Here is a 14606-nt window from a genome sequence, read left to right on the forward strand (position 1 = left end):
ATGACGGTCGTTCTCGGCTACGACGAGTCCCCGGGCGCGGTCCGCGCCCTGCACGTGGCGATCGAGGTGTCGGCCGCGTTCGACGAATTGCTCGTGCTGGTCTACGGCGCCGCGGCGCCCGGATCCCTCGGCGAGGAGTACGCCGCCCACCGCGACGCCGTCCGGGAGGCGGGGCGCGCGACGCTCTCGCACGCCGTCGCGGTGGCCGACGAGGCCGGTGTGCGGACCCGGGTCGAGGTGATCGACCAGAAACCCGCTCAGGCCCTGATCGAGGCGGCGATGCGCCACTCGGCGAGATGCATCGTGGTCGGCAGCTGGGGTGAGAGCCCGTTGCGCGGGGCTCTGCTGGGCTCCACACCCCACAAACTGCTGCATCTGGCGCGCACGCCGGTGCTGTGCGTGCCGACCGAACCGTGAGGCCCCGCTCTCAGGTGGCGGTGGCGGCGGCCGCGGCCCGTCCCGCCGTGCGGCCGGAGAAGAGGCAGCCGCCGAGGAAGGTGCCCTCCAGCGAGCGGTAGCCGTGGACGCCGCCTCCGCCGAATCCGGCGACCTCTCCGGCGGCGTACAGCCCGGAGATGGGCGTGCCGGAGGCGTCCAGGACGCGGCCGGAGAGGTCGGTCTGGAGGCCGCCGAGGGTCTTGCGGGTGAGGATGTTGAGGCGCACGGCGATCAGGGGGCCCGCGCTCGGGTCCAGGATCTTGTGGATCCCCGCGGTACGGCTGAGCGTGTCGCCCGGGTAGGCGAGCGCGTTGCGGATGCCCATGACCTGGGCGTCCTTGGTGTAGGGGTTGTCGATCTCGCGGTCGCGGGCCTCGATCTGCCGTGTGAGGCCGGCGAGGTCGATGAGGTTGTCGCCCGTCAGTTTGTTCATGCCGGCGACGAGTTCGGGCAGGGTCTTCGCGACGACGAAGTCCTCGCCCTTCTCCTTGAACCGTTCGATCGGCTCCGGGGTCTGCCAGATGCGGGACAGCAGCTTCCAGACGTTCTTCTCGGTGAGGTCCGGGTTCTGCTCGGAGCCGGACAGCGCGAACTCCTTGGCGATGATCTTCTGGGTGGTGACGAACCAGGAGTACTCGTGCCCGCTGTCGGTGATCGACTTCAGGGTGTGCAGGGTGTCGTAGCCCGGGATGTCGGGGCTGGAGAAGCGCTTGCCGGTGGCGTCGAACCACATCGAGGACGGGCCGGGCAGGATGCGGATGCCGTGGCCGGGCCAGATCGGGTCGTAGTTCTTCAGGCCCTCGGTGTAGTGCCACATCCGGTCGGGGTTGACGATCCGTCCGCCCGCCTTCTCGGTGATCGCCAGCATGCGTCCGTCCACGTGCGCGGGCACGCCGGTGACCATGGACTTGGGCGGGGTGCCGAGCCGGGCGGGCCAGTTCCGTCGCACCAGGTCGTGGTTGGCGCCGATGCCGCCGGAGGTGACGATCACGACGGGCGCGCTGAGCTCGAACTCGCCGACGACCGTACGGGAGCTGGGCTTGCCGCGCGCGGCGCCGCTGGGCTCCAGGACGGCGCCGCGTACGCCGGTGACGGCGCCGCCCGTGACGATCAGCTCGTCCACCCGGTGCCGGAATCTGAAGGTGACCAGCTTGTCGGCCACGGCTGCCCGGACCTTCTTCTCGAACGGCTCGACCACGGCGGGACCGGTGCCCCAGGTGACATGGAACCGGGGCACCGAGTTGCCGTGCCCGTCCGCGAGTCCGCCGCCGCGTTCGGCCCAGCCGACGATCGGGAACCACTGCATGCCGAGCCCGGCCAGCCAGGCCCGCTTCTCCTCGGAGGCGAAGTCGACATACGCCTCGGCCCACTTGTAGGCCCAGTGGTCCTGCCCCTTCGGATCGTCGGTCCCCCGGTCGAAGCCGGCCGTGCCCAGCCAGTCCTGCCAGGCGAGTTCCCGGGAGTCCTTGACGCCCATCAGGCGCTGCTCGTCGGAGTCGACGAAGAACAGCCCGCCGAAGGACCAGAACGCCTGCCCGCCGAGACTCGCCTCCGGTTCCTGGTCCAGCAGCAGCACCTTGCGTCCCGCCGCCGCCAGTTCGGCCGTGGCCACCAGTCCGGCGAGGCCGTGGCCGACGACGATGGCGTCCGCGTCCGAGGAGCCCGCCGAGGCCGCGAAGGCCGGGAACGTCGCCTGGGCGAGGGCGGCACCGGCGACGACCCCGCCGGCGACGGTGAGGGCACGGCGGCGGGTGATCGCGCCGGGGCCTGAGGGGTTCTCCATGGGCTGCCTTCCGTCGGAGGTGCGCAAGGGGCGGGAGACGCACGAGATGCCGCTGCTGAAGCGGGGGTTACCGACGGTAGCCCAGAGAACTGAGGAGCCACCAGATGCTGCAACCGTGAACTTTCTCATGCTTGGTGGAGGCGGTTCACCAGGATGTCGATCACCAGTGGCGTACGCGGCCCGTACCCGAGCAGCACCCCGTCCTCCATGTCGACCACCCGACGGTCCATCCCGGCCGGGGTCTCGCCGATCCCGGGGATCTTCACGAGGCCGTCGACACCGCCGACCGACTCCAGCCCCTTGGTCATCATCAGGATCACGTCCGGCCGGGCCCGCACCAGGGCCTCGCTGGTGATCGGCGTGAACGGCTTGTCCAGGCCGGCCTCCTCGCCCGCGTCCACGGCACCTGCGGCCTCGATGAGCGAGTCGGCGCCCGAGCCCTTGCCGCCGATCAGATAGACGGCCGCGCTGCCGCGCATGTACAGGAAGGCGACCTTGGGCCTGCTGCCCTCGGGCACGGCGGCGCGGGCGGCGGCGAGTTCGTCGCTCATGCGCCGGTTCAGGGCCTCGCCGGCCGCGGGGACACCGAGGGCCTCGGCGACGCGAGTGGTGCGCGTGGTGACGTCGGCGAGCGCGGTGGCCGGGTCGAGGACGACGACGGGGACGCCGGCGTCGCGGATCTGGTCGACGGCCTCCGAGGGGCCGGTGTCGGTGTCGGCCAGCACGACGGTGGGCCGCAGCGAGAGCACGCTCTCCGCGCTCACGTCGTGCGCCTTGGTGACCTGCGGAAGCTTCTTCGCCTCCGCGAAGGTGGCGGTGATGTCCCGGCCGACGACCCGGTCACCGAGTCCGAGTGTGAACACGATCTCCGCTACCCCGCCGTTGAGCGGCAGGATGCGCGAGGCGTCCTTCACCGTCACCTTCCCGCCGTCGGAGGAGTCGACGGTGACCGGCAACTTCGGGGTGGGCGGCGCGCCTTCGAGCGGGACGAGGGTGTTCCGCGCGAGCTGCTTCTCGGCCGCGGCGGCGCGTGCGCTCGCGGAGGCGGGCGACGCGTCGGCCGCCGAGGTGCCGTTGCCTCCCCCGCCGCAGGCACCGGTGAGCAGCGCGAGCGCCAGCCCGAGGGCGGCGAGGGGCCGCCGGGACATCCGCACGGGTCTGCGGGATACGCGCATGGGTTTCCTGTCCTCTCTCCTGACACACAATGAGCAGTAGTTTAGGTTAGGCTTCCCTTAGTTTTCACTTGTGGGGGTGTTCCATGGCGTGGGCAAGTGGCCTGCACCGCAAGGGAGTTGTGCCGTTCCTCGGGATCACGGGCGTCGGCGCCCTCCTGCTGTCGGGTGCCGCACCAGCCTCGGCGACGGGCGGCTCGGCGACGGGTCCCGAGGGTCAGAAACTCACCGTCTCCAAGTCCTCGGGACTGGCCACGGACGGCGAGACGGTGACCGTGACCGGCTCCGGCTACAACACCGCCAAGGGCATCTACGTCGCCTTCTGCGTGGACAACGGCGCCGGGAAGACCCCGACCCCCTGCGTGGGCGGGGTCGACATGTCCGGTGAGTCCGGGGCGTCCGCCTGGATCTCCGCCAACCCGCCCTCGTACGGCAAGGGTCTGGCGAAACCGTATGAAGGCAGCGGCCACAAGGGCTCGTTCAGCGTGCGGCTCAAGGTCCGCGCCAAGGACACGAACACCGACTGCACCAAGTCCGGCGTGAAATGCGCCGTCATCACCCGCAACGACCACACGCGGGGCGGCGACCAGAGCCAGACGGTGCGGGTCCCGGTGAGCTTCGGCGGCGGGGACAGTGGAGCGGGCGCGGGCGACGACTCCGAGGCGACGCCGACCGCGACGACCGGTGCGAGCGCGACCAACGGTGGCGGTGCGGCCGACACCGGCGAGCAGGCGTCCGACGGCCCGCTCGCGAGCACCGGCTCCGTCGCGCTGACGGCCGGGGCGACAGCGGTGGTCCTGGTCGCGGCCGGCACGGGGACATGGCTGTGGGCGCGCAGGCGCCGCGCGGCAGCCGCCGGCTGACCCGCACCGCCCCCAGACTCCTGAAGGAGACCCGCAGATGACGAAGAGACCCGGCGCCGCCAGCGTGACAGGCGCTGCCACCGTGGCCGGCGCTGCCACCGTGGCCGGCGCCGCCCTGCTCGCGCTGCTGTGCCCGGCCGCGGCGTCGGCGGTCGCGCAGGACGCGGAGGCGTTCGAGCGCACGGTGTCCGACGGACACGCGACCTGGGCCACCGCGGTCGGCCACGACCTCTCGATCAACGTCACCGAACCCGCCGTACGAGGATCCGGTGACCGGACCTCGTTCCCGGCCACGGGCGGCAGCACCGACCCCGAAACCGGCTCCGTCGACGTCGAGCTGGGAGGCGCCGCCCGCCTCGCCCCCACCGCCCGTCTCGCCCCCGCCGCCGGCCCGGTTCAGCCGTTGACGCTCGCCGGCCTGCGACTGCGCCTGGAGGGCGACGACGGCACGCTCCACGCCCGTACGGTCATCGACGGCCGGGCACGGGAGTTGGCGCTGGCGGACGTCACGACGGAAGGCGACGGCCCCGTCGTGCGGGCGGGCGACGTCACCTGGACCGGGCTGCGGGCGTCACTCACGGACGAGGGCGCGAAGCTGCTGACGCGGTGGAGCGGGGAGACCTTCGCGCGCGGCGACGCGCTCGGCCTGTTCGACGTGACGGTCGGAACCGAGACCCCGCCCTCCCCCGGCCCCACCGCCCCAGCGAAACCCGCCACCGAGGCACCGACACCGTCGCCGGACGCCGGAACCCCGAAAGCTACGCCCGCACCCGAAGCCACCGTGACGCTCGGCAAGCTGACCGCGGGCGGCGAACAGACCGTCAACGGCACGGGGTTCGCACCCGGCGAGGTCGTACTCGTCGCGATCGACGACGACACCCGGTACCAGGCGTCGGCCGACGAAGCGGGACGGATCTCCCGGACCTTCCCGGTGTACGACACCGCCGCCGAGGGGGCGCACACCGTCGAACTCTCCACGGTGACCGGGCAACGCGGGGCCGTTGCGGACTTCGAAGTACGGGCGTCGGACTAACGCATGCACGGCCGAAGAGCGGGCGACACGGCCCGCTCTTCGGCATGCCCAACTCCCAGGTCTCTCAAGCTAGTTGAACCCCTTTGCCATCCGTTGACAAATACCCGCCCCCGACACTTAGGTTTGCCTTACCTAATCACCGATGGAAAGGTCCGCAGCCGACCATGAGATCCGTTCCCTCCGCCCGCACCGCCGCCCGCACCGCCCTCGCCGTGGCCGCCTCCGCCGCCCTGACCCTGGGCCTGGCCACCTCGGCCTCCGCCGCCACCTCGACCCGCACGGTCACCGACGGCGGCACGACGTACAACCTGTCGCTCACCTCGCCCGGCACGGCCGCCGCCGCGGGCCAGGTCATCACCGTCTCCGGCTCGGGCTACAACACGGGTCAGGGCATCTACGTCAGCCTGTGCGTGGTCGACGGGGCGCAGGGCGCGAACAAGCCCACCCCGTGTCTGGGCGGCCAGGACGAGGACGGCTCCACCGGTGCCTCGCACTGGGTCAACAACACCTTCGGCGGTCTGTTCGCCAACAGCTCCAGGTTCGGCACGGGCGGCACCTTCAGCGTGCAGATCTACGTCAAGGCCGCCCTCGACGACGGCAGCGTCTGCGGCCAGGACGTCGAGTGCGCCGTCGTGACGCGCGCGGACCACTTCGACAGCGAGGACCGCAAGTACGACGTCCACGTCCCGATCACCTTCCAGTGACGGTGTGACGGGAGGAAACCCCATGCAGCACAGACGACCGGCGGCGCTCCTCGGCGCCGCCGCGCTCGTGGCCGCCTCCGTGGCCCTCGGCACGGCCGCGCAGGCCTCCGACACCCCGAAGACCGCCCTCGGCAAGGACGGCCAGAAACTCACCGTCTCGGCGTCGGCGAACCTCGACCCGGCGGGCGAGGAGCTCCGCGTCACCGGTTCCGGCTACGACGCGACCAAGGCCGTCTATGTCGCCCTGTGCAAGGACAACGGCGACAACCGCGTCCCCACCCCGTGCCTCGGCGGCGCCGACGAGACCGGCACGGGCAGTTCCTCGCAGTGGATCGTCCCCGAGGGCGACGAGTACGCGGGCGACCTGGCCGTGCAGTGGGGGCGGGGCGGCACCTTCGACGTCCGGATCGACGTCAAGGCCAAGGACAACAGCCTCGACTGCACCAAGGTCACCTGCTCGGTCGTCACCCGTGTCGACCACCGCAACCCCGGCGACCGCTCCCAGGACGTCCGCATCCCCGTCACCTTCGAGGGCCAGGATCCCGGCGGCGGGGACGACGGCGGAGACGGCGTGGACGTGCCGCCGGGCACGGTCGGCTATGCGAAGGGCGCCGAGTTCACCACCGCCGGCCGCCCGCTGGACCTGCTGCTGCACCCCGACTCCGGGAAGCTGTACGTCGGTGCGGACAACATCCCCGACACCGCGGACGTCGCCGAGCAGGGCCTCTACGCCCTCGACCCGAAGGACGGCAGGCTCCTCAGCCACATCCAGCAGGCCCCCGGCGCGGGCGGCGCGCTCGCCAACCGCGTCGTCCGCTGGATCGCCGCCCCGCTCTCCGGTGACGGCGTCGCCTTCCACTACCCCCTGCGCGGGCTGGGCACCGCGAAGGACGGGGACACGGCCGCGAAGGGCGTGTGGCTGGGCGGCGGTTCGGTCACCGGCGTCGGCCCCGGCGCCGACGCGTCCACCGCGCTGGTCGCCCAGGGCGCCGCACTCGCCGAGGTCGAGACCGCCACGGGCACGGTCAGGAAGACGGCCACTCTGGAAGGCGGAGGCATTCTCGGCGTCGACACCGCGCGCGCCACCGCCTGGTCGGCCGACCCCGCGGGCGGCAGACTGTACCGCGTCGACACCGGCTCCCTCACCGTCACCGCCACCGTCGAACTCCCGGCGTCGGCCGTCTACTTCGTGGAGCCGGACCCGGCCACCGGCAACGTGTGGGTGGGCAGCTCGTACGACGTGCTCGTCCTCGACAGGGACGGCAAGCAGCTGGCCAGGCTGACCGGCGCGGACCGGGCCACGGCGATGGCCTTCGACAGGGCCACCGGCGAGGCCTTCGTCCTGCGCGAGGACTGGGGCACCGCCGACGACGGCGCGGACAACGTCGGCGCCCTGGAGGTCTACGACAGCGTCACGGCCGAGCGGGCGGCCGAGCCCGTCGCGCTGCCCGGCAACCGCGCCGGCGCCTACGCGGGCGTCGCCGTGGCCCCCGGCGCCACCTCCGTCTACGTCACCAACCAGGCCGAGAGCGAAATCGTCAAGCTCGACCGCCGGGTCTCGCCGAAGATCGTCCAGTCCCCCACCGACCAGTCCGCCGCGCCCGGCGACAAGGTCACCTTCGTCGCGGCCGCCCAGGGCTCGCCCGAGCCCACCGTGCGCTGGCAGGTCAGCCCCGACGACGGCCAGACCTGGACCGCGGTCGAGGGCGCCACGCAGAACGCGTACTCCTTCACCGTGAAGGCGGCGCAGGACGGCTACCGCTACCGCGCGGAGTTCGCCAACTCGGCGGGTACGACCCGCACTTCTCCGATCACCCTCACGGTCACGGCCTCCGGGGACGGCGACGACGGCGGCGACAGCGGCGGCGACGGTGACGGAGGCGACGACGGCCAGGACGCCGAGCCGTCCGGCAGCAAGACCGTCACCGGCCCCGACGGCCAGAAACTCACCGTCACCCCGGTCAACCACCTCGCCACCGAGAACCAGACCCTGAAGGTCACCGGCTCCGGCTACGACACCGAGAAGGGCATCTACGTCGCCCTGTGCGTCGACAACGGCGACGGCGAACTGCCCACGCCCTGCATCGGCGGCGTCGACATGACCGGCGGCTCCCACTCCTCGGCGTGGATCTCCTCCAACCCGCCCGACTACGGCGAGGAGTTGGCGATTCCGTACGGCACGGGCGGCACCTTCGAGGTCGAACTGACCGTGGACGCCAAGGACGACTACACGGACTGCTTCAAGACCACCTGCGTCCTGGCCACCCGCAACGACCACACCCTCTCCGGCGACCGCTCCCAGGACCTCAAGGTCCCGGTCAGCTTCGTCGGGCAGGCCCTGGTGGACACGGACGACGACAGCGGCACCGGCGGGACGGCCGGCAACGGCGGCTCCGGCACGGGCACGACCGGCGGCGGCACCGGCGACAGCGGTGCGGCTTCCTCCACGGGCGGCACCGGCACCTCCACCGCGGGCGGCAGCCTCGCCTCCACCGGCGTCACGGTGCTCTCCGTGGCCGCCGTCTCGGCCATGCTGCTCGCCGCGGGCTGGGCGGCGTACCGCAAGGGCCGCAGGATCAACTGACCGTGAAGGGCGGCTAGTTGGAGGTCCGACCCGCCACCGCCCACTTCGACGGCAGTTCGATGCGTGTGCCGTCGGGCCCGTACTCCGTGGTGATCAGCGGCAGTTCGCCGCTGGCGAGGACGGTGAGCCGGCGGCGCGCAGGTACTGGGGCACCGACTCGTCGGCCACCTCGCCCGGGGCGATGCCGTGCCGGAAGATGGGGGCGAGCTTGGGCGGCGGACCCGACGGGCTCTGCGCGAGGCCCATGAGGACGGGTTTGGCGGACTCGGAGAGTTCGACGAGGAAGGCCCGGCCGCGCTCTCCGACCAGCGTGGCGAGCCCGTCCACCATCGACTGCCGGTCGTCGGGCTCGGCCTGGTGCAGGACGCCGCGCATATAGATGTTGGCGTCGCCGAGTTCGGCGTGCAGCGTCTCGGCCTCGGTCTTCTCCACGGCGTCGAACAGCCGGTACGTGGCCTGTCCCGCGGGGTCGGCGCGGCGGGCGTGGTCGAGGGCCGCGGCGGACAGGTCGGCGCCGACCAGACGGGGGAAGCGGCCGGCGAGGAAACGGGTCTGGGTGCCGTTGCCGCAGCCCAGGTCCACCATCGCCAGTCCCGGATCGGTCAGGTGCGCCTCGAAGAGGGCCAGATGGCGGCCCGCGGTCAGCGCCGGCTCCGCGTCCCAGAACACCGCCCCCGGCTCCTCGGAGGCTTCACGCCAGAAGCCCTCCCAGGCCTCCCGGTATCGACTCGTCACGCTCATGCCCGACTCCCCAGGTTGCGATGCCGACCCGTCGTGAAGTGACGGGCGAGTACGGTTTATCGCGGCCCGGTTTCGGCCACAAGCGCGCGGCACACACCTTCACTCCGCTTTCGAGACTCCTTACGCCGTCGTACGCCCTTCGGGGTTGTTGTCTCAGCGGCGCGGGAGCGTGAGTTCGAACCAGACGGCCTTGCCGGTCGCCGTACGGCTCGTGCCCCATTCACGGGCGAGGACGCTGACGACGCGCAGCCCGCGCCCGGACTCGTCGGCAGGTCCGGCGTTGAGGAGGGTCGGCAGGTCGTGGTCGTCGTCGTCCACCTCGCACAGCAGCGTGTCGCCACGGACCAGGCGCAGTTCGACGGGGCGGCTGTGGGAGTGCCGCAGGGCGTTGGTGACGAGCTCGCTGACCATCAGCTCGGCGCTGTCGGCGAGCCTCTCCAGGCCCCAGTCGTGCAGCTGTTCCCGGACGACGGCGCGGGCCCGGCCGACCTCCACCGGGTCGAGGGCGAGCCGCCACTCGGCGACGTCCTGCGGTGCGATGCCGTTGAGCCGGGCCATGAGCAGGGCGACGTCGTCCTTGCGGCCCCCGCGGCCCGCTTCTGAAAATGTCACAGCGAGGGCGCGGATGATGGTGTCGCAGGCGTCGTCCATGGACGCGGCCGGGTGGGCGGCGGACTCGCAGAGGGTCGCGAGGCCGACACCGATGTCCTCGCCGCGCACCTCGACCAGTCCGTCGGTGCACATCACGATCCGGTCGCCGGGCTCCACGCGCACGCGTACCGCCTCGAAGGGCACCCCGCCGACGCCGATCGGCGCTCCCGTGGGCAGGTCGAGGAGCTCGCTGTGGCCGCCGTCGGCGCGGACCAGGACGGGCGGGATATGACCGGCGTTGGCGATGTGGAGTTCGCTCGCGATGGGGTCGTAGACGGCGTAGAGGCAGGTCGCGAGGTAGGTGTCGCCGAGGCGCTGGGCGAGGTCGTCGAGGTTGCGCAGCAGCCGGGCGGGCGGCAGGTCGAGGGCGGCCATGGTCTGCACGGCCGTACGCAACTGGCCCATCATGGCTGCCGAGTTCAGGCCGTGTCCCATGACGTCGCCGACGACGAGGGCGGTGCGGGCGCCGGGGAGTTTGACGGAGTCGAACCAGTCGCCGCCGACGCGGCCGAGGAGGGTGCCGGGCAGATAGCGGGTGGCGATGTCGCAGCCCGCCATGCGCGGCGGGATGTGCGGCAGCATGCTGTCCTGGAGGGTCTCGGCGACGGACTCCTGGTAGGTGTACATGCGCGCGTTGTCGAGCACGAGGCCCGCGCGGGCGGCGAGTTCGGCGCCGGTGACACGGTCCATGTCGTTGAAGACGGGCCGTTCGGGGTGGCGCAGAAGGATCATGAAGCCGAGGACGACGTCACGGGCTTTGAGGGGCACGACCAGCATGGAGCGGCCGGTGATGAGCGGCCGGATGTCACGCTTTTCGAACTGGGAGGCGATGGCATGGCCCATCCCCTCGCTGATGCGTGGCACGAGCACGGGATCGCCGGTGGTCATGCACTGGAAGAACGGGGTGTGCGCCGGAAAGGGCATGGCCTCGCCGACCGGCACGACGTCGTCCCAGCGACCGGGTTCGTCGGTGTGCTCCAGGGCGACCCGGTGCCACATGGTGGTCGTGTCCGGCACGCCCTCGGGGAACCCCTCACCCGCGACGACCTGTTCGCGCAGATAGGTGCCGGCGACGTCGGTGAAGCGGGGCACGACGGCCTTGCTGACCTCGACGATGGTCCGCGACAGATCGAGGGAGGTGCCGATGCGGCCGCTGACCTCGTTGAGGAACTCCAGCCGCTCGCGTACCGCCGCGTATTCGAGGTCCTCTGCTTCGTCAGGGTCGTCCTGCGCCGACGGAAGGCCCTGCGCGGCGGCTCTGGCAGCCCGCTCCCGGCGTGCCCTGCGCTCCACACGCCGGGGCACGCCCCAGTCGGGTGTGACGGGCACGCGGTCGTTCTGGCTGAACTCCAGGACGGGATAGCCGAGTTCGAGGATCTGCCCGACGATGCGGGCGCTTTCGTCGACGCTCATGCTGGGCAGGATCTCGGGGAGCCCGCGGGCGAGTTCGTCGGCGCCGGGGAAGTCGGTGTGCAGGGCGAACCCCGGGGCGACGCGCTCGTAGCCGGTGTCCCTGTGGCGGTCCGTCCCGCGCTGCTCCCGGGCGTCCTCCTGGAGCCGCCCCACGTCGGCGCCGAGCACGAGCAGCCGCTCCGGTCCGGGCCCCACCAGCGGGTAGGCCCACCACAGCACGTCGACACGCTCTCGCTCGGGCACGGTGAGGCGGGCGCGGCCGGCCGCCGGGTAGTACAGCCGCCCGTCGAGGGACGATTCGAGATCGTGGCCGAGGCCGTCGTAGGCCGCGTAGGCGCCGTACGGCGAGACGTCGTCGTCCTCGGGCAGGGCTCCGGAGACAGGCAGCAGGTCGACGGCCGGGTAGCCGATCGCCTCTTCCTTGGCGGCGCCGAACAGACGGCGTGCGCCGGAGCTCCAGTGTGAGACGAGGCCCTCGCGGTCGACCACGACCACGGCCAGCGGGATGCGTCCGGACGCGGCTTGTTCCGCCACCGCGCCGTCCGTCTCGATGCCACGGTTCATGGCCAAGGCCCTCTCTCCCCAGGCTCCGCAAGATCTGCGCGCCCCCACCACCGTACGGCTCCCGGTCGAGGTGATGTGCCGCAATACGGGAATTGATGAGACGGGTTCACGTCGGTTCGCGCCTCGGCCGACGGGCCTGTCCGCGCGGCATCCGCGCAGGACAGACCCGGGTTCCGGACGTCGGCTCAGTCCTCGTGCCCGAGCTGAAGATCGCGTTCCGTACGGCCCCCTCCGGCGACCTGGAGCACGGTGGCGACCGGCGGGTAACCCGTGGCGATGACGGTGTACTCGCCGGTGGCCAGGTCGACGAACCGGAAGGTGCCGTCCGGTCCCGTGGTGAGGGTGTCCAGGACGTTGCCCGCCACGTCGAGGAGGGTCACGCGCGCGTCCTCGACCGGGCGCCCGCCGCCCGCCCGCACGGTGCCCCGCAGCAGGGCGCCGCCGGCGAGTTCGATGTCCTGGCGGGTCTCCCGTGCGGCCTTGACGGTGACGGGGACGGCGGCCGGACGGAACGCGGACGCGCTCGCGGCGAGGGTGTACTCGCCGGCGACGAGTTCGGTGATGACATAGCCGCCCTCGCTTCCGCTGCGGGTGGTGGCGACGACCTCGCCGTGCACGTTGGTGAGCGTGACGGTGGCGTCCACGGGGGTGCCGTCCGGGGTGAGCACCCGGCCGGCGAGGCGTCCGGCGCCGCCGAGGACGATGTGCAGTTCGACGGGGCCGTCGCCGACGGTCACGGAGACGGCCTGCGGCTGGTGGCCGCCCGCCGCCGCGATCATGACGTACGAGCCCGGACCCGGCGTCGCCAGGGCGTACCGCCCGTCGTCGCCGCTCGCGCCGCGCCCGACCTGCTGCCCGGTGATGTCGATGAGGGTGAGCGCCGCGTGGCGGACGAACGTCCCGTCGGGATGCTGGACGGTGCCACGGACGGGGACGTCGGCGGCGTACTGCGAACGGGCCTGCGGAATCGAGGGGTTCACCGGCGCCGCGTCCGTCTCCGGGGCCGGGGCGTTGTGGGACGCTGCATCGGTCGACAGGGGGGTCTCCTTGAGGAAGAAGGCGACGAGCAGCCCGAGGACGAGCACCGGCACGAGGTAGAGGAAGATCCTCGGCATGGCGTCGGCATAGGCCTGGATGTAGTCCTCACGCAGCGCCGAGGGCAGGGTGTGGACGAGCTGCGGGGTGATGGACTCGGGGTCGGGCAGCTCGGCGCCCGCGCGCGTGGGCAGGCGTTCGGCCAGGGCGTCGGCGAGCCGGCCGGCGAAGAGGGTGCCGAAGATCGCGGCGCCGACGCTGCCGCCGATCTGCCGGAAGTAGTTGTTGGCGCTGGTGGCGGTGCCGAGGTCGGTGGGGCGCACGGAGTTCTGCACGGCGAGGATCAGGACCGGCATCACCATGCCGATGCCGGCGCCGAGTACGGCCATCCAGAGGCTGTAGTGCAGCCGGGGCGTGTCCACTTCGAGGCGGGACAGCAGCCACATGCCGACGGCCGAGAGCGCGCTGCCGAGCACGGTGTAGATCTTGTAGCGGCCGGTGAGGCTGATGAGTTGGCCGCAGACGATGGAGGCGCCGACGATGCCGCCCATCATGGGCAGCATCAGCAGGCCCGACTCGGTGGCCGTGGCGCCTTCGACCATCTGGAGGTAGGTCGGCAGGTAGCTTGCGGCGCCGAACAGGGCGACGCCGATCACCAGGCCGACGAGTCCGGTGACGTTGAAGACGGAGTCCCTGAACAGCCTGAGCGGGATGAGGGGTTCGGCGGCGTGGTGCTCGGCCACGAGGAAGAGGACGGTGGCGAGGGCCGCTCCGGCGCCGAGGCCGAGGATGACGCGGGAGTCCCAGCGGTACTCGGTGCCGCCCCAACTGGTCAGCAGCACCAGGCAGGTGGAGGCGACGGCGAGCAGCAGGGCACCGAGGACGTCGAGGCGGGCCTTGGCCTTCGGCTTGGGCAGCTTCAGTACGACGGCGACGACGGCGAGGGTGACCAGGCCGAAGGGGACGTTGACGTAGAAGCACCAGCGCCAGGAGAGGTGGTCCGTGAAGTAGCCGCCGAGCAGGGGTCCGGCGACCGAGGCGAGGCCGAACGCGGCGCCGATCAGGCCCAGGTAGCGGCCGCGCTGCCGGGCCGGGACGATGTCGGCGATGATCGCCTGGACGCCGATCATGAGCCCGCCGGCGCCGACGCCCTGGACCGCGCGGTAGGCGATCAGCTGGTCCATGGTCTCGGCCCGTCCGGCGAGCGCGGAGCCGATGACGAAGACGACGATCGCGAACTGGAAGACGCCCTTGCGGCCGAGGAGGTCGCCGAGCTTGCCGTAGATCGGCAGTCCGACGGTGGCGGTGAGCAGGTAGGCGGTGATCGCCCAGGACATCCTGTCCAGGCCGTGCAGCTCGCCGACGATCTTCGGCAGCGCGGTGGCGACGATCATCTGCTCCAGCGCGGCCAGCAGCAGCGCGAGCATCAGCCCGAAGAAGACCAGGCGCACCCGGCGCGGGCTGAGCCGGGGCTCGGCGTCCTGGGGCGGAGCCGGTGGAGGAGGTGCGGTGACGGTCTCGTCCTGCACCAAAGTCGCGCCGCCCACGGACCGCTCCCCTCGCCGTACCTGCTCACATTTCCCGCATTAGGCGACAACTACGAGCAAGCACGGCGAGTTACGGTG

The 14606-nt window shown here is 71.9% G+C and carries 9 protein-coding genes and 1 pseudogene; 5 read left to right on the forward strand and 5 right to left on the reverse strand.

Annotated elements, in window-relative coordinates:
• On the forward strand, positions 1–417 hold the full coding sequence (locus AQJ67_RS03915; protein WP_062716534.1) for a universal stress protein: 417 nt from the start codon (positions 1–3) through the stop codon (positions 415–417).
• Between the two features lie 10 nt (positions 418–427).
• On the opposite strand, the gene AQJ67_RS03920 is transcribed toward AQJ67_RS03915, so the two are convergent.
• On the reverse strand, positions 428–2221 hold the full coding sequence (locus tag AQJ67_RS03920; RefSeq protein ID WP_062716535.1) for an FAD-binding dehydrogenase: 1794 nt from the start codon (positions 2219–2221) through the stop codon (positions 428–430).
• A 125-nt stretch (positions 2222–2346) separates the two neighbouring features.
• Entirely contained in the window at positions 2347–3396 is a 1050-nt protein-coding gene (locus AQJ67_RS03925; protein ID WP_062716536.1) for a heme/hemin ABC transporter substrate-binding protein, read from the reverse strand.
• Between the two features lie 83 nt (positions 3397–3479).
• Between AQJ67_RS03925 and AQJ67_RS03930 the strand changes: the two genes are divergently transcribed.
• The 4 genes from AQJ67_RS03930 (at position 3480) to AQJ67_RS03945 (ending at position 8577) form a co-directional block, all read left to right on the forward strand.
• On the forward strand, positions 3480–4256 hold the full coding sequence (locus AQJ67_RS03930) for a hypothetical protein (protein ID WP_062716537.1): 777 nt from the start codon (positions 3480–3482) through the stop codon (positions 4254–4256).
• 37 nt (positions 4257–4293) lie between these two features.
• On the forward strand, positions 4294–5289 hold the full coding sequence (locus AQJ67_RS03935) for an HtaA domain-containing protein (protein ID WP_062716538.1): 996 nt from the start codon (positions 4294–4296) through the stop codon (positions 5287–5289).
• A 164-nt stretch (positions 5290–5453) separates the two neighbouring features.
• The gene (locus AQJ67_RS03940; RefSeq protein ID WP_062716539.1) at positions 5454–5993 is read left to right on the forward strand and encodes a hypothetical protein; all 540 of its coding nucleotides are present in this window, start codon (positions 5454–5456) and stop codon (positions 5991–5993) included.
• 22 nt (positions 5994–6015) lie between these two features.
• Complete coding sequence (locus AQJ67_RS03945; RefSeq protein WP_062716540.1) at positions 6016–8577, forward strand: immunoglobulin domain-containing protein; 2562 nt, start codon at positions 6016–6018, stop codon at positions 8575–8577.
• Positions 8578–8590: 13 nt separating this feature from the next.
• Here AQJ67_RS03945 and AQJ67_RS03950 read toward each other — a convergent pair.
• From AQJ67_RS03950 to AQJ67_RS03960, 3 genes and pseudogenes are all read right to left on the reverse strand, one after another.
• Positions 8591–9318: pseudogene (locus tag AQJ67_RS03950) on the reverse strand (class I SAM-dependent methyltransferase).
• Between the two features lie 153 nt (positions 9319–9471).
• Positions 9472–11946: an ATP-binding SpoIIE family protein phosphatase gene (locus AQJ67_RS03955; protein ID WP_062716541.1), complete on the reverse strand. Its 2475-nt coding sequence runs from the start codon at positions 11944–11946 to the stop codon at positions 9472–9474.
• A gap of 185 nt (positions 11947–12131) precedes the next feature.
• The gene (locus AQJ67_RS03960; protein ID WP_062716542.1) at positions 12132–14528 is read right to left on the reverse strand and encodes an MFS transporter; all 2397 of its coding nucleotides are present in this window, start codon (positions 14526–14528) and stop codon (positions 12132–12134) included.
• Positions 14529–14606 lie beyond the last annotated feature (78 nt).

Source organism: Streptomyces caeruleatus (genome assembly GCF_001514235.1).
Taxonomy (GTDB): Bacteria; Actinomycetota; Actinomycetes; order Streptomycetales; family Streptomycetaceae; genus Streptomyces; species Streptomyces caeruleatus.

What these genes read in the sequence shown, in the direction of transcription:
- AQJ67_RS03915 (WP_062716534.1), top strand. Translation starts at nt 1, where the DNA reads ATGACGGTCGTTCTCGGCTACGACGAGTCCCCGGGCGCGGTCCGCGCC.
- AQJ67_RS03920 (WP_062716535.1), bottom strand. Translation starts at nt 2,221, where the DNA reads ATGGAGAACCCCTCAGGCCCCGGCGCGATCACCCGCCGCCGTGCCCTC.
- AQJ67_RS03925 (WP_062716536.1), bottom strand. Translation starts at nt 3,396, where the DNA reads ATGCGCGTATCCCGCAGACCCGTGCGGATGTCCCGGCGGCCCCTCGCC.
- AQJ67_RS03930 (WP_062716537.1), top strand. Translation starts at nt 3,480, where the DNA reads ATGGCGTGGGCAAGTGGCCTGCACCGCAAGGGAGTTGTGCCGTTCCTC.
- AQJ67_RS03935 (WP_062716538.1), top strand. Translation starts at nt 4,294, where the DNA reads ATGACGAAGAGACCCGGCGCCGCCAGCGTGACAGGCGCTGCCACCGTG.
- AQJ67_RS03940 (WP_062716539.1), top strand. Translation starts at nt 5,454, where the DNA reads ATGAGATCCGTTCCCTCCGCCCGCACCGCCGCCCGCACCGCCCTCGCC.
- AQJ67_RS03945 (WP_062716540.1), top strand. Translation starts at nt 6,016, where the DNA reads ATGCAGCACAGACGACCGGCGGCGCTCCTCGGCGCCGCCGCGCTCGTG.
- AQJ67_RS03955 (WP_062716541.1), bottom strand. Translation starts at nt 11,946, where the DNA reads ATGAACCGTGGCATCGAGACGGACGGCGCGGTGGCGGAACAAGCCGCG.